Source organism: Pseudoalteromonas sp. (assembly GCF_041629635.1).
In the GTDB taxonomy this organism is placed as follows: domain Bacteria; phylum Pseudomonadota; class Gammaproteobacteria; order Enterobacterales; family Alteromonadaceae; genus Pseudoalteromonas.
Map to the genome: position 1 here is coordinate 1 of NZ_JBFKMX010000089.1, position 14,971 is coordinate 14,971.

The 14,971-nt window shown below is 40.3% G+C and carries 14 protein-coding genes and 1 pseudogene; 3 read left to right on the forward strand and 12 right to left on the reverse strand.

The genetic code is table 11. The features are described 5' to 3' along the window. Window positions 1-521 (reverse strand): annotated as a pseudogene (locus ABYD77_RS12755) (N-acetyl-gamma-glutamyl-phosphate reductase); the annotation flags it as partial. 195 nt (window positions 522-716) lie between these two features. Between ABYD77_RS12755 and argE the strand changes: the two are divergent. Further along, window positions 717-1,874 carry an acetylornithine deacetylase gene (argE, locus tag ABYD77_RS12760; RefSeq protein ID WP_372770443.1) on the forward strand — a complete coding sequence of 386 codons (1,158 nt, stop codon included), beginning with the start codon at window positions 717-719 and terminating at the stop codon, window positions 1,872-1,874. A 7-nt stretch (window positions 1,875-1,881) separates the two neighbouring features. Here the strand turns inward: argE and ABYD77_RS12765 are convergent, their stop codons facing one another. Next, the gene (locus ABYD77_RS12765; protein ID WP_372770445.1) at window positions 1,882-2,820 is read right to left on the reverse strand and encodes a GAF domain-containing protein; all 939 of its coding nucleotides are present in this window, start codon (window positions 2,818-2,820) and stop codon (window positions 1,882-1,884) included. A gap of 98 nt (window positions 2,821-2,918) precedes the next feature. Between ABYD77_RS12765 and ABYD77_RS12770 the strand changes: the two genes are divergently transcribed. Both ABYD77_RS12770 and ABYD77_RS12775 read left to right on the forward strand, forming a co-directional pair. Continuing rightward, the gene (locus ABYD77_RS12770; RefSeq protein WP_372770447.1) at window positions 2,919-3,503 is read left to right on the forward strand and encodes a TetR/AcrR family transcriptional regulator; all 585 of its coding nucleotides are present in this window, start codon (window positions 2,919-2,921) and stop codon (window positions 3,501-3,503) included. Window positions 3,504-3,509: 6 nt separating this feature from the next. Next, window positions 3,510-4,352: an alpha/beta fold hydrolase gene (locus tag ABYD77_RS12775; RefSeq protein ID WP_372770449.1), complete on the forward strand. Its 843-nt coding sequence runs from the start codon at window positions 3,510-3,512 to the stop codon at window positions 4,350-4,352. On the opposite strand, the gene ABYD77_RS12780 is transcribed toward ABYD77_RS12775, so the two are convergent. From ABYD77_RS12780 to ndk, 10 genes are all read right to left on the reverse strand, one after another. After that, the gene (locus ABYD77_RS12780) at window positions 4,341-4,718 is read right to left on the reverse strand and encodes a VOC family protein (RefSeq protein ID WP_372770451.1); all 378 of its coding nucleotides are present in this window, start codon (window positions 4,716-4,718) and stop codon (window positions 4,341-4,343) included. The genes ABYD77_RS12775 and ABYD77_RS12780 overlap by 12 nt on opposite strands. 129 nt (window positions 4,719-4,847) lie before the next feature. Then, window positions 4,848-6,323, reverse strand: a complete 1,476-nt coding sequence (gene der / locus ABYD77_RS12785; protein ID WP_372770453.1) for a ribosome biogenesis GTPase Der — start codon at window positions 6,321-6,323, stop codon at window positions 4,848-4,850. Between the two features lie 92 nt (window positions 6,324-6,415). Continuing rightward, window positions 6,416-7,603 (reverse strand): outer membrane protein assembly factor BamB, encoded by a 1,188-nt coding sequence (gene bamB, locus ABYD77_RS12790; protein ID WP_372770455.1) that lies wholly within the window; start codon window positions 7,601-7,603, stop codon window positions 6,416-6,418. Window positions 7,604-7,610: 7 nt separating this feature from the next. Continuing rightward, window positions 7,611-8,243 (reverse strand): YfgM family protein, encoded by a 633-nt coding sequence (locus ABYD77_RS12795; RefSeq protein WP_372770457.1) that lies wholly within the window; start codon window positions 8,241-8,243, stop codon window positions 7,611-7,613. A 9-nt stretch (window positions 8,244-8,252) separates the two neighbouring features. Then, window positions 8,253-9,527, reverse strand: coding sequence for a histidine--tRNA ligase (gene hisS, locus ABYD77_RS12800; protein ID WP_372770459.1), 1,275 nt, complete (start codon window positions 9,525-9,527; stop codon window positions 8,253-8,255). Window positions 9,528-9,617: 90 nt separating this feature from the next. Next, window positions 9,618-10,736 (reverse strand): flavodoxin-dependent (E)-4-hydroxy-3-methylbut-2-enyl-diphosphate synthase, encoded by a 1,119-nt coding sequence (gene ispG, locus ABYD77_RS12805; RefSeq protein WP_372770461.1) that lies wholly within the window; start codon window positions 10,734-10,736, stop codon window positions 9,618-9,620. A 5-nt stretch (window positions 10,737-10,741) separates the two neighbouring features. Next, complete coding sequence (locus ABYD77_RS12810; protein WP_372770463.1) at window positions 10,742-11,614, reverse strand: RodZ domain-containing protein; 873 nt, start codon at window positions 11,612-11,614, stop codon at window positions 10,742-10,744. After that, window positions 11,611-13,008: a type IV pilus biogenesis/stability protein PilW gene (gene pilW, locus ABYD77_RS12815; RefSeq protein WP_372770465.1), complete on the reverse strand. Its 1,398-nt coding sequence runs from the start codon at window positions 13,006-13,008 to the stop codon at window positions 11,611-11,613. Before pilW ends, ABYD77_RS12810 begins: the two co-directional genes overlap by 4 nt. 79 nt (window positions 13,009-13,087) lie before the next feature. Beyond that, the gene (locus ABYD77_RS12820) at window positions 13,088-14,221 is read right to left on the reverse strand and encodes a bifunctional tRNA (adenosine(37)-C2)-methyltransferase TrmG/ribosomal RNA large subunit methyltransferase RlmN (protein WP_372770467.1); all 1,134 of its coding nucleotides are present in this window, start codon (window positions 14,219-14,221) and stop codon (window positions 13,088-13,090) included. A 234-nt stretch (window positions 14,222-14,455) separates the two neighbouring features. Further along, entirely contained in the window at window positions 14,456-14,887 is a 432-nt protein-coding gene (ndk, locus tag ABYD77_RS12825; protein WP_010560883.1) for a nucleoside-diphosphate kinase, read from the reverse strand. Window positions 14,888-14,971 lie beyond the last annotated feature (84 nt).

Here is a 14,971-nt window from a genome sequence, read left to right on the forward strand (position 1 = left end):
GTAAGTAAGCCGGCCTGCTTTAATGGTTTAAGGGCATTAAGTGCAGCTGTAGGATAACAACCAGGAACAGCCACTAACTGAGCGTTTTTGATTTGTTCTTTTTGCCACTCAACAAGACCATAAACAGCCTGCTCCAATAATTCTGGACTAGTGTGTTTAAAACCATAGTAAGTCTCATAATCATCATTTGACGACAAACGAAAACCACCTGATAAATCAAATACTTTTTTGCCCATGGCTAAAAATTGAGGCACAAGCTCAACACTGACTGAATGTTCAGTACACAGGCAAACAGCATCAGCATGTTGATTAATAGAATCAAACGCATCTGGTGTAAGTGGCGAAAGCGTACCTTCCACAACACCATTTAACTCAGGATAGAGGCTGACAAGTGTCTTGCCTTTATCAAGGCTATTTTCAGAGACATACATGCCCACTAAATTAAGCGAATCATGCAGAGATATTAATTTGGCAAGTTCAGCACCTGAGTAACCGCTTGCACCAACGATAACGATATTCATATTTACTCCAAAAAAACTAAAAAAGGGTTATTAATACAAGTTTTAAAAAAGTGTTATCGTCGTAACGTTGATTTATACATGCTGTTAGTCTCGGTACTAAATATTTCAAAATAATGAATTGAATCGAAGAATAAACCAATGTAAATTTATATTCAACTTTTTTGCATAATTATTTATAAACTTTTTGAGTAGATAATGTCACAGATGAATTTTATGGAAATGTATCGCGCGTTAATTGCAGCTCCCTCAATTAGCGCCACGGTGCCATCACTCGATATGAGCAACCGCAAAGTCATTAATTTGTTAGCCGCCTGGTGCGAGTCACTTGGCTTTACAATTGAAATAACTGAACTTGAAGCAAACCCTGGAAAATATAATTTAGCGGCAAAGTTAGGGCATGGTGATGGCGGCTTGATGCTTGCAGGTCATACCGATACAGTACCATTTGATGATAGCCGCTGGCAGTTTGATCCGTTTAAGCTCAGTGAACAAGACAATAAACTGTTTGGTTTAGGCAGCATTGACATGAAAGGATTTTTTGCATTTGTTATTAATGCATTGCAAGAAATTGACACTGAGGTAGGGATCAAAAACATCAAGCAACCCATCACCATTTTAGCGACCGCAGACGAAGAAACCACAATGGCAGGGGCGATTGAAATTGCTAAGCAAAACACATTAAGGCCTAGCCGCTGCATTATTGGTGAACCAACTGATATGGTTCCTGTGTACACACACAAAGGGCATATGTCGACAGCCATTCGCATTACAGGCAAGGCAGGTCACAGCTCAGATCCTGATGCAGGTCTAAATGCGATTGAAGTTATGCATTTAGTAATAACTCAGCTATTAAAGTTAAAAGAAGACATAAAGAATAAATATTCACTTTCAGACTTTAAAATTCCTTACCCGACATTAAACCTTGGACATATTCATGGTGGCGACAATGCCAACCGCATTTGCGGCTGTTGTGAACTACACATTGATATGCGGCCGATACCCGGCATTAGTATTGCTGAATTACAAGCGATGTTGTTACAAGCGGTAGCACCTATCAATAACAAATACCCAAATGCCGTTGCAGTTATTGATTTACACGACCCTATTCCGGCATTTTCTGGCTCAACCGATAGTAGTCTAGTGAAGCTTGCTGAGAAGCTCTCAGGTGAAAAAGCACAAGCAGTAAATTACTGCACTGAAGCACCTTTTTTACAACAGTTGGGCTGTGAAACTATCGTTATGGGACCAGGTTCAATTCAGCAAGCGCATCAGCCTGATGAGTTTTTATCAATGGAGAAAATCAAGCCCAGCCAAGAAATAATTAAACAATTGATTTTTCAGTCTTGTTTTTAATAATTCATCACATAGCCTGATCATTAAGCTTTAAAAATGCATTAAAAATTAGCTCATCAATATCACAAAATGGTGAGCTATCTATTACGCCTGTAATGAACTCAATTTTGTTATCGTAGTTTTTTGCATGACTTAATTGATTCAACTGCTTAACTAAGTCATTAACTTTGCTTTGAGTATTAATTTTATTTGCATTGCTTACCAATGCCACAAAACTATTCTCATCATAATGCGCGATTAAATCAGTAGCACGTAAATTAGCTTTAAATACATCCGCAGTTGTACGTAAAAACGTATTATACTTTTCGACATCCTGCTTGTAGCTTAATAACCCCTTCATAAAGAGATACACCACTGACACCTTGAGGTTTAATTTCTGACAAACCTTCAAACTTACAGGTGCTAGCAATTTAAAACCAGCCTTATTTGAAAGACCCGATACTTCATCCATGGTATTTGCAATCTTATGAACAAGCTCTAACTCAACTAATACAGCCAGCTCACGTAGTAACGAAATATCGTCAGTGCTGAAATCTCGTGGTTTTGTATCAATAATGCATAAAGTTCCTAAACGCTCACCATTATCATGGGCAAGTGGTATGCCAGCATAAAAACGGATAAACGGCGCACCTGTTACTAACGGATTATCCGCAAAACGAATGTCATTAAGCGTGTCATTCACCACAAACGCTTGATCACTCAAGATTGCATGGCCGCAAAATGAAATATCACGCGGAGTTTCATTGACTTCGAGCCCAATACACGACTTAAACCACTGTCGTTCATTATCAACTAAGGATACTAACGCGATTGGTACATTAAACATATTGGCAGCTATTTGGGTAATTCTATCCAAACGTTCTTCAGCAGGTGTGTCCAGCACATTCAAACTTTGCAGCGTTTTTATTCTAATATTTTCATTGGCCAGAGTGTCAGGTGGCAACATAAAAACCCTCTTTTTTTCAATACATCAAGTATAGACTGTGGAAAAAAAAGACAACAAAAGAAGTTCTTACCATTTACTTTAAGTACGATCGTACTTTTATGGGCAAAGGCCAAGAAACCAAACAGCAAATTCTTGCAACGGCATTAAAAATCGCAACACAATCGAGTTTAGATAACCTCACTATTGGCGGTCTTGCGGTTGCTACTGGCATGTCAAAATCGGGGTTATTTTCACATTTTAAATCTAAAGAGACATTGCAACTAAACGTGCTTGAATTTGCCAACGCTCTATTTCAAAGCATTGTTATAAAACCAATAGATCGCGAATTAGATCCACTTAACCAATTACTTTCATTATGTAAAAACTGGTTAGGTTGGTACGAAGAGCAAGCAAAAACCTGCATTTTTATTTCAGCTGCGGTTGAGTTTGATGATCAGCCGGGCGCAATTCATGACCAAGTAAAACAGGACCTTGCTAATTGGTTAAGTTATTTAACTCACAAAGTTGACTTGGTTATCAAAAGCGGCCAATTCAAAGCAGATGTAAACGCAGAGCAGTTTGTATTTGAACTATACGCACTTTATTTAGGCAGCCAAAGCATGTCGTGGCTCGGTGTTGAAGATGAAAATCACAGCCGCTTTAACCATGCATTTAATCAACTTATTGAACGTCATCGAGCTTAAATTATTATGAGCAGTAAAATTTATTTTTCTTCTTCAGCAAATAGAAAACCTTTTGCCTACTATTTGATTAAAGCGGCGTCGACTTCGGTTTTAAAAATTGCGCCAAACTTTGCCCTTAAGCAAACAAATAAGTTATTACTAACACCAGCAAAAAGGCGCAAGCAAGCAAAGTTAAAGTCACCTTTTTTAGAACATAAATTGAAAACAGATTATGGCAATCTTAATCTGATTTCGATTGGTCAAGGCCCTGAAATCATTTTTACACACGGCTGGTCTGGCAGTGGCAGGCTGTTTTTACCATTGATGGAAAAAGTAGCTCAAGCTGGCTTTAAAGCAACCGCTTTTGATCATTATGGACATGGCGAAAGTGAAGGTAAATTCGCTAATTTACCGCTTTTTATCAAAGGCCTACAATCGGTGGTAAATAGTATTGAAAGCCCTAAAGCGATTGTTAGTCATTCGATGGGCACAGTTGCAGCACTCAATGTGAGTAAACAGCTCCCCCATTTACTGATTGCACCCACCTTTGGTTTTTACGATTCATTTGAACAGCGCATTTTAAATACGGGTATTAATAAACGATTGTTTAAAGGCGTGCGATCAAGTGTTGAACAAGAACATCAAATGCAATTTCAACAAATTTTGCCAGAACTTCACATTAAACCACATGCCCACCCAGTACATATAATTCATGATAAGAATGATAAATTTGCCAATTTCGCATTAGCAGATGAGCAAGCAAAACAACATGCACACATTAGGCTAAAAGCGGTGGATAAACTTGGCCATGGTCGCATTATCAACTCAGATGAAACATGGCAATTTATGAAGCAAAGCTTACTCGCTTAATGCGATTAATGTTCCTTCAATAGAGCGCACATATGCAAGGTTTTTACCTTCCATTTCATTAGGTGCACTAAGTGGCTCAGCACCTGCATCCACTGCTTTGGTAAACGCTAGATTAATATCCTCTACGTGCAATACTAACTCAAAGCCCAAAGCGGGTTGTTTGGGCTGAGCGCGAATATAGCTCTGTTTAAAGTGAGATTGTGCTAATGGATGGGCAGCAAAAGCAATGCGTGCACCTTGAAAGTCTAATTCGCCATATTGACCATCTTCGTCTAACTGCGCGGTATTGATGGCAAATGCCTGATAATAGAAATCGAGTGTTTCTTCAACATTATCAACGTAGATAACTGTTTTTAAGTAATCCATTATGAAGTGATGATTAATTATTCTTATTGTCTAATTATTAGCACAGAATTGCGTTTTATTGCAGCTATTTCCATGACTTGATACGAAAAAAGCACCATTAAGGTGCTTTTTTGAACAAATCTAAAAGTGTTACTTTTTCGTATACATTTTAGAAATGCGTTTGCGCTGACGCTGCTGTGACAATGTCATTTTATTGGTACGGCCAGCATAAGGGTTATCGCCTTCTCTAAATTCAATCTTGATTGGCGTGCCCATTACTTTCAATGCTTTACGATAGTAATTCATCATATAACGCTTATATGAATCTGGCAGGTCTTTTACTTGGTTACCGTGAATAACGATAATCGGTGGGTTATAACCCCCTGCGTGTGCATATTTAAGCTTAACGCGACGACCACGCACCAATGGTGGCTGGTGATCCGCCTGTGCCATGTCCATAATACGGCGCAGCATCGCAGTACTGATACGCTTGGTAGCAGACTCATACGCTTCATCAACTGATTCAAATAAATGGCCAACACCAGTACCATGAAGTGCAGAGATAAAGTGAATACGGGCAAAATCAATAAAGCCTAAACGACGATCTAGCTCTGATTTAATACGCTCTTTAACGTCTGTATCTAGTCCATCCCACTTGTTCACAGCAATTACCAATGAACGACCTGCATTTAGCGTATAACCTAATAAGCTTAAGTCTTGGTCGCTGATACCTTCGCGCGCATCAATTACAAGTAGTACAACGTTTGCATCTTCAATAGCTTTCAGGGTTTTAATCACTGAGAACTTTTCAACAACGTCCGATACTTTTTTACGCTTTCGCACACCAGCGGTATCAATAAGCACGTATTCTTTTTCATTGCGTGTCATTGGAATATATACAGAGTCACGAGTGGTACCCGGCATATCGTACACAATTACACGTTCTTCACCCAAAATACGGTTAGTAAGTGTTGATTTACCTACGTTTGGACGACCAATAATCGCAAGCTTAACCGGCTTATCTGGGCGCTCACCGTCAACGTCTTCCCCTTCATTCTCATCGTCATAAAGTGAATCAACTAATTCATCTTCGAATTCTTCAGGGTTTGCTGCACGGTATGCCTCAGCATATTCAGCAATTACTGGCTGTAATGCAGTATCAAGTAATGATGTAATACCACGGCCATGAGCTGCTGCGATTTGATACACTTCACCTAATGCAAGCTGATAAAATTCAGCACAGTTAGAGTCAGCATCAATACCGTCAATTTTATTAGCAACAACGAATACTTTCTTTTGTTGTTTACGTAAGTGGTCTGCAATGCCAAGATCAGACGCAGTTAAACCTGCTCTGGCATCCACTAAAAACATCACGATATCCGCTTCTTCAATCGCTAACAGCGATTGTTCAGCCATTTCAGATTCAATGCCCTGTTCAGAACCATCTATACCGCCAGTATCAACTAAAATGAATTCATAATCTTCATAACTTGCTTGGCCATATTTACGATCACGTGTTAGACCTGGGAAGTCCGCAACAAGGGCGTCACGCGTACGCGTTAACCGATTAAATAATGTTGATTTCCCAACATTAGGACGACCCACTAGGGCAATCACAGGAAGCATATTCAACCTCTTAAATAAACAACAAAAGGCTTCGTCCAGTGCAAGCCGTAACGAAGCCTTTAAACTGCCAAGTAGCACTTGGCAATAAACTATTAATTCGCTAGTGGTAAGTTAACTAAGCTAACTTCACCGTCACGAGTGATAACAATTAATTTATCACCCGCAGTTACTGGTTCTACATAAAAACCAGAACTATCGAATTCACTACGCGAAACAAGATCACCTGTTTCTTTATCTAACCAGTGCAGATTACCTTCCTGATCACCAGTTACTAAGTAGTTACCAAATACCGTAGGGCCTGTTAAGAACCAACCATTAAGTGCTGGCTGACTCCAACGTTCAATACCTGAGCTTGCATCTAAAGCATAGATAGAACCTTGGCTATCTACCAAATAGATGTTACGACCATCGATAGTAAAATCACGATAACCACTGTATTCACGTTTCCAAAGTACGTTTCCGCTTCGTACATCCACAGCTACTAAATTGCCATTGTAAGCCAATGAGTAAACTGTTGAACCTTGGATGATTGGCTGCGTATCAACATCAGCTAAACGCTCGAACTCTGAAGTACCTTGCGGCACTGCTACATCAGCTTGCCATGCTAAAAAGCCGTTTTCCGCAATAACTACTGAAAGCTTGCCATTTTCTTCACCGAAAATAACACCACCATTAGCAGACTGCGGTGAACTAATACCACGCAACGTTAACGCTGGTACTTCATGCTCATATACCCAACGCTGTTCACCATGATCAGGGTGAAGTGCGACAAGTTTGCCTGAGCCTAAATTCACATAAATTAAGCCATCCCCTGCAGCTGGCGCTGATAATGCTTCACCAGGCACTTTTTTACGCCATGCAAGCTCACCTGTTTCACGGTCAAGTGCAATCACTTCACCACGCTCAGTGCCGACAAAAATTTTGCCGTAGGCTTCGCTTAAACCACCGGAAAGTTTGGCACTGTCGTCATCAGCCCAAGGCCAAAAAGCAGGGTTCTTACGAACATCCTTACGCCATAACTGTTTACCAGTATTAATGTCTATCGCTCTTATTTCCCCACCGCGTGATGCAACAAAAACAGTATCTTTGTAAACCACTGGTGAAAGACGCGAAAAGTAATGCTCAACACCTGCACCAACAGTCGTTTGCCAAACGCTATTAGCTTCAAATTGATTTACAATTTCAGGCAACTTTAACTCATCTTCATCGTCATCACTCGACGAACAACCTGCTAACCCTAAGGTTAGTAATAGCAAACTAGCTAAGGTAATTTTTTTCATAAATCACCTACAGCGACTGTGCAACGGCAAGATTATCCAATTTAACTTGAAGAAGTTGGCTTGGCGCTTCACCTGCAGCATCAATCGCGGCTTGATAGGCTAAACGGGCATTGTCTTTATCTTCTTTCGCTAGGTAAATATCGCCTTTTAACTCTTCAACTTGTGATTTAAAAGCATCTGGTAAAGTCGAATTTAACTTAGCTAGTGCTGCATCAAAGTTACCTTCAGCCAGTTCAATACGTGCAATGCGTGTTGTCGCTACTGCTTTTAGTTCAGCTTGTGATGAGTTAGTAACAACCCACTCTAGCTTTTCTTTCGCAGCTGCATAATTTTTCGCATCAACTGCTTCACGAGCAGTAACAAATGCGGCAAGTACTGCATAGCTTGAATCTTTATATTCAGTTAAAAACGCGTCAGACTTAGCTAACACATCTGAGTCATCTTGACCTGCTTTAGAAATTAATTGCGTGTAAGCGTCAGATGCAGCTTCGGCACTATCAATTTGCGATTGGTTATAAGCTTTCCAACCATATAAACCACCTAAACCAATTACCACGCCGGCAATTAAAGATGCACCATTTTCACGGAAAAATCGTTTTATTGCTTCTGCTTGTTGTTCTTCTGTTGAATAAATTTCCATTCTAACCTCTTATACCAAGCCTTTTAGCAACTCGGCTGCTTGATCTAAATCTAGTGTTTGTTGTTCTTGATGCTCACGTAAGTGTTTTACTGTTACTTGATTATTCTCAAGTTCACTTTCACCAATAATTAGTGCGTAAACCGCATCACTTTTATCTGCTCGTTTTAATTGTTTCTTAAAGTTACCGCCACCGGCATGCACAATAATGCGAATACCAGGTACTTTAGCACGTAACTTTTCAGCAATTACTGGCGCTTGAATGCTCGCTGCATCGCCCATTGCTGCGATATAAACATCACTGGTGCGACGAATTTCACCAACGCAGTTAAGCTCTTGCAGTAATAGAACTAAACGCTCCATTCCCATTGCAAAACCAACTGCTGGCGTTGCTTTACCACCTAATTGCTCTACTAAGCCATCATAACGACCGCCAGCACAAACTGTACCCTGAGCACCTAAGCTTTCGGTTACCCATTCAAAAACAGTGCGGTTGTAATAATCTAAACCACGAACCAGCTTCTCATTAACCTGATATTCGATACCCGCTGCATCTAAACGTTCACATAAATTTGCAAAATGTTGTTGTGATTCTTCGTCTAAATGCTCTGACAGTTTAGGTGCATTCACTAAAACGGCCTGTACATCTGGGTTTTTACTATCGAGTACACGTAATGGATTTGAGTGCATACGGCGCTTTGAATCTTCATCTAACGCATCAATATTTTGCTCAAGGTAAGCAACTAATGCATCACGGTATTTAACACGCGCCTCATTTGAACCAAGTGAGTTCAGCTCTAAACGCACATGTTCACTGATACCAAACGCTTGCCATAAACGCGCCGTTAAAATAATTACTTCTGCGTCAATGTCTGCTGTTTCAAAACCAAATACTTCCAAGCCAAACTGGTGAAACTGACGGTAGCGCCCTTTTTGTGGTCTTTCGTGACGGAACATTGGTCCCATATACCAAAGGCGTTGCTCTTGGTTGTAAAGAAGGCCATTTTGATTACCTGCGCGTACGCATACAGCTGTACCTTCAGGGCGTAACGTAAGGCTATCACCGTTACGGTCTTCAAAGGTGTACATTTCCTTTTCAACGATATCCGTAACTTCACCAATTGAGCGCTTAAACAGATCAGTTGATTCAACAATTGGGAAACGAATTTCTTGATAGCCATATGATGCAACTGTTTCGCGTAAAATGCTTTCTACTTTCTGCCATACCTGAGTATCACCTGGTACACAGTCATTCATGCCGCGAACTGCTTGGATTTGTTTTGCCACGCTGCCTTACCTTACCCTAATGCTAATTAAATGCATGGGGCGAAATCGCCCCAGAAAAAGAAGATTGTCAATTATACCCAACGAAACTACTTACTCAACTAACTTAACGTCTATTTGTTGTTCAGTACTTTTTTTAGCGATGTAATCGCGAATTTGTGTTTCTAATTGGTCAACTATTTGATTGTTATCAATCCGTGTTTTTTGACGCTCACCATTGATATATAAACCTGAACGCTTATTAGCGCCCGCCAAGCCTAAGTCACTGACAAGCGCCTCGCCTGGGCCGTTTACCACACAGCCAATAACTGAAACAGTCACAGGTTCAATAACGTCTTCTAAGCGCTCTTCCAGTTGGTTCATGGTGCTGACCACATCAAACTCTTGACGTGAACAACTTGGACAGGCAATAAAATTAATACCGCGCGAACGAATACGCAGCGACTTTAAAATATCAAAACCAACTTTAATCTCTTGAACAGGATCAGCTGCAAGCGATACACGTAACGTATCACCTATACCTTCGGCAAGTAGCATACCTAAACCAACTGCCGATTTAACAGAACCCGCTCTAAAACCACCCGCTTCAGTAATACCTAAATGCAGTGGCTGTTCAATTTCTTTTGCTAATAAACGGTATGCACCCACAGCAAGAAAAACATCAGACGCTTTAACGGATACTTTAAAGTTTTCAAAATTTAAGCGTTTTAGAATATTGACATGGCGCATTGCTGATTCAAGTAACGCCTCAGGTGTCGGTTCACCGTACTTTTCTTGAATATCACGCTCTAGCGAGCCGCCATTAACACCAATGCGAATTGGAATATTCTTTTCACGCGCAGCATTTACCACGGCTTGGATTCGCTCTTCGCTGCCAATATTACCTGGGTTGATACGTAAACAGTCAGCACCGTATTCAGCAACTTTTAATGCGATGCGGTAATCAAAGTGAATATCTGCAACCAGCGGAATATCTACTTGTTGCTTGATTTCTTTAAATGCTTCAGCTGCATCCATAGTTGGTACAGATACGCGCACAATATCAGCACCAGCATCTTGAATTGCTTTGATTTGCGCAACAGTAGCGGCAACATCTGTAGTTTCAGTATTGGTCATTGATTGCACAGCAATGGGTGCACCATCACCAATCGGTACATTACCTACATAAATGCGTTTCGATTTACGACGTTTTATTGGAGATTCTGAAAACATACTTATTACTCACTCAACGGCAGGCTAAATTTGGCTAAACGGTTAGTTGGAAAATGCGAAATATCAATTAAATCGCCATTAAATTTAACATCAACAATGTAGTGTTTACCCAATACCACATTAAAAGGTGCTTTGCCTTCTAATGTCATTACATAACCTTTTTTCTTTACACCAAACGCGACTCGTTCGCCTTCTGCATCAAAAATTTCAACCCAACTATCGCCTTTGAATGTCATTGTAATGGTATCAACATTGTCCGCACGATTATTTTTGACGTCTGTGTTGCTAACAGGAACACTTGTTTGTTCAAGTAAAGGTTGTTGATTAAGACCTGATTGCTCTTCAATTGTGATAGCGACATCACTCTGTGTAGGCCTAAGCTGTTCAGTTCCCTCTACTTGTGAGACATTGATCTTACTAACATTCTCTGCTTCTGATAATTCAGTTTCGGTACTCACAACGGTTGTGACTTGCGAGATTTCTCGGTTTTGCCACCAAATAAATAACGATGAGCCAATGATCAAAGCGATAATGGCATAACTAAATAGCATTAAGCGGTTGTCTTTCGCTTCACGTTCAGTGCGCCTAGAAAAACTCTGCATACGCTTTTCGGCTTCTTCACGTTGATGTGAAAACTGTGACATTAATGCACTCTCATCGAGTGAAAAATCACGACAATAACAACGAATGTAGCCCTTTACGAAAGTGACAGGACCTAACTTGCCATAATCTTCTCTTTCCAAGGCTTCTATTTGGGTTGCAGTTAATTTTAACCTGTGCGCCATTTCATCGACAGAGACATTAAATTGCTCTCGGGCGTTAGAAAGTTGTTCACCTAAGCCAACACTCGGTGATTGCTCTAATACTTCTTCGGTCATAGTGCGTAAGTTTTTGGATTCACTAATATAATTTTATTGCCAGGACTCAAAGTTGCCGATTCTTGAATATCATTCCACTCGGCTAATGTTTTCATGCGCAAGTTATACTTAACAGAAATACTAAATAATGTATCGCCATCTTTAACCAAGTGGTACACGTTTGGGTTATTAAGATAAATTTTAGTACCTGCGAAAACAGGGTCATTCTCTGTTAGACCATTCCATTCCAGCAGTTTCGCCAGTTTCACATTATATTTAACCGACACTGAGAATAGGTTCTCGCCACCTTTCATTATGTGGTAAGGCGTTTCAACAAGTTTTAATGGCGTTGCAACTTGCTCTACTTTTTCGCCTGCATCTTCAGCCTTTTTCGCTTGCGCGAGAACAACTTCATTTTTGGTTACTTGTGGGATAGGTTTTGCCACTTCAACTTGCGCTTGTGGCTCGACATCCACTTTTTCAGAAGCTGTTACTTGCGTTTCTTCAGCTGGAGCTTTGCGCTTTACTACTTTTACTTTAGGCTTTTTGATAGCCGCTTTACCATCAGGGTTTAGCTCTTTTTTTAGTTTACTTAGTTCATTTTTACGGTATTTTTCACGTAAACGTTCGAACTCACTATCAGCGGTTTTCTTTTGTTTGAGCTGTTTTGCTTCAATAGAATTGCCATAGGTTTGCTGTAGTGTCAGTGCTAATGTAGAAGCTTTCTCAATATGCCCCATACGGCTTTCGATTAAGTATGACAACATTAAAGAACGTGATGAAATACGACCAGATTTTTCATAGCGGTTCATAAACGTCTGAGCACGATGTAAATCACTTTTAGCGTAATAGATCGCAGACAAGTTTACTAATGAAGAACCACGCGAAGGGCTGTGCTTAACAGACGCTTCTAGATATTCTTCCGCTTCATCGAATTCGTTATTTTCGATGGCACAAAGGGCCAGGTTTTCATAACTTTGCGAAACACGTAAGTAACTTGGCACTTCAATCGCACGTAAAATGTACTCTGATGCTTCATCATATTCACCTAAGCCACATAAAAATACACCATAGTTATTTAATGTATTTGGGTCATTTGGTGCAATGTCAATTGCGCGCAAGTATGAGTCTTTAGCAAGCTCATTTTCACCCACTTGCTGATAATAATAAGCCGTGGTGTAATGCACTTCAGGAAGCTTTGGTGAAAATTTTGCTGCACGCTCAAGGTTATATTTTGCTTGTGTACTATCGCCTGACGCTAAATATTTTAATGCCAGAGAGATACGTGTTCTTGCAGCTTCATCATTATCGATGCGATTTTCCACAACCGGTTTATCACTGCCTACATACACACTTTCGGTTACACATCCTGTTGTTGCAAGCACTGCAACACCTACTAATATTGAACGACGCATAGTTATACTCATTTTCTGACAATTACCTTAATTCTACCCGAATTAGCGTTAGGATCATCTTATTTTTTATTAGTACCAATTATAGGTTTACTGTATTTACCGCGATTTTATTATCATCAAGCTGCTTTTTCTTCATCACACGTTTAGTACGGTCAACCACATCGCCCACTAACTGACCACACGCTGCATCAATATCATCACCGCGAGTACGGCGAACAATACAGGTTAAACCAGCCGCTTGCAGCACCTTCGAGAAGCGGTCAATACGACTGTTACTTGAACGGCCATATTCATTACCTGGGAATGGGTTAAACGGAATAAGGTTAATTTTTGACGGAGTACCTTTTAGCACTTTCACCAGTTCATGGGCATGGTCGGTGCTATCATTCACCCCTTGCAGCATAACGTATTCAATAGTGATGTCTTTGTTGGCTTTCGAACCGTCAATGTAACGACGACATGCTGCTAAGAACTCTTCAATTGGGTACTTTTTATTGATAGGCACCAGTACATCACGCAGTTCGTTGTTAGGTGCGTGAAGTGAAATTGCCAATGCTACATCGATTTTCTCTTTCAGAATATCAAGTGCAGGTACAACACCTGAAGTACTCAATGTTACGCGACGCTTAGAAAGGCCAAACGCCCAATCATCCATCATCAGTTCCATTGCTGGTACAACATTATTGATGTTTAAAAGTGGCTCACCCATACCCATCATTACCACATTGGTAATAGGACGTTTTGTTGAATCACCGTGTAAACCGATGTCTTTTGCTACGCGCCAAACCTGACCAATGATTTCAGATACTTTTAGGTTACGGTTAAAACCCTGTTGTGCTGTAGAGCAGAAGGTACACTCAAGGGCACAGCCTACTTGTGACGAAACACATAAAGTTGCACGGTCTTTTTCTGGGATCCATACTGTTTCAACTTCTTGACCACCTTCAAGTACCAAGGCGTACTTGATGGTGCCGTCTGAAGCCACTTGTTTAACTGAAATTTCAGGCGCTTTAATTTCACACTCAGCGTGTAATTTAGCTTTTAGCTTTTTGTTGATATTTGACATTTCGTCAAAGTTATCAATGCCAAAATGGTACATCCATTTCATTACCTGATCGCCACGGAACGGCTTTTCACCCCACGAAACAAATAACTCACGCATTCCTTCACGGGTTAAATCCAGTAAATTAATTTTCTTTTCCGCAGCACTCATAACTCAGACCCCAGTACGTAACACAACTCAATATTAGTCGATATATCAACTTTGCTTTACTTTTATACACCTTCAAATGGCTTGTGATGTCAGTAAGGCATGTTTATAAATTTAAAGCAAAGGTGACAATTTGAATGAAATTCTTGGCTTTAGTTCAAAATGACAAGAAAAGGGCTAAAGAGCCCTTTTCTCCTGCATCAATAAAGTTAATGCAGCTTGTCTACGTCGTTAGAATTAACGAGTACGTGGACAGATTTCTTCGTCAGAGAAGAAGTACGCGATTTCACGTGCAGCTGATTCTACAGCGTCTGAACCGTGAACAGCGTTTTCGTCGATGCTGTCTGCATAGTCAGCACGTAAAGTACCAGCTAGTGCTTCAGCAGGGTTAGTAGCACCCATGATTTCACGGTTTTTAAGTACTGCGTTCTCACCTTCAAGCACAGTAACCATTACTGGACCAGATGTCATGAACTCAACTAAAGCACCGAAGAAAGGACGCTCGCTGTGCTCAGCGTAGAAACCTTCAGCTTTTTCTTTTGAAAGGTGAACCATTTTAGCTGCAACGATTTTAAGACCAGCAGTTTCGAAACGGTTGTAGATAGCACCGATGTGGTTTTTAGCAACTGCATCAGGTTTTACGATAGAAAAAGTACGCTCTAAAGCCATCTTTTATGCTCCATAAATAATTAATGATTTTAACGGCCGCGAATTATACGCATATTTATGTGAAAATCCTATTAAAACCGAAAA

Coding starts and splice junctions, on each gene's coding strand:
- argE (WP_372770443.1), top strand. CDS start 717: ATGTCACAGATGAATTTTATGGAAATGTATCGCGCGTTAATTGCAGCT.
- ndk (WP_010560883.1), bottom strand. CDS start 14,887: ATGGCTTTAGAGCGTACTTTTTCTATCGTAAAACCTGATGCAGTTGCT.
- ABYD77_RS12810 (WP_372770463.1), bottom strand. CDS start 11,614: ATGACCGAAGAAGTATTAGAGCAATCACCGAGTGTTGGCTTAGGTGAA.
- ispG (WP_372770461.1), bottom strand. CDS start 10,736: ATGTTTTCAGAATCTCCAATAAAACGTCGTAAATCGAAACGCATTTAT.
- ABYD77_RS12795 (WP_372770457.1), bottom strand. CDS start 8,243: ATGGAAATTTATTCAACAGAAGAACAACAAGCAGAAGCAATAAAACGA.
- bamB (WP_372770455.1), bottom strand. CDS start 7,603: ATGAAAAAAATTACCTTAGCTAGTTTGCTATTACTAACCTTAGGGTTA.
- ABYD77_RS12765 (WP_372770445.1), bottom strand. CDS start 2,820: ATGTTGCCACCTGACACTCTGGCCAATGAAAATATTAGAATAAAAACG.
- ABYD77_RS12780 (WP_372770451.1), bottom strand. CDS start 4,718: ATGGATTACTTAAAAACAGTTATCTACGTTGATAATGTTGAAGAAACA.
- der (WP_372770453.1), bottom strand. CDS start 6,323: ATGCTTCCTGTGATTGCCCTAGTGGGTCGTCCTAATGTTGGGAAATCA.
- ABYD77_RS12820 (WP_372770467.1), bottom strand. CDS start 14,221: ATGAGTGCTGCGGAAAAGAAAATTAATTTACTGGATTTAACCCGTGAA.
- pilW (WP_372770465.1), bottom strand. CDS start 13,008: ATGCGTCGTTCAATATTAGTAGGTGTTGCAGTGCTTGCAACAACAGGA.
- ABYD77_RS12775 (WP_372770449.1), top strand. CDS start 3,510: ATGAGCAGTAAAATTTATTTTTCTTCTTCAGCAAATAGAAAACCTTTT.
- ABYD77_RS12770 (WP_372770447.1), top strand. CDS start 2,919: ATGGGCAAAGGCCAAGAAACCAAACAGCAAATTCTTGCAACGGCATTA.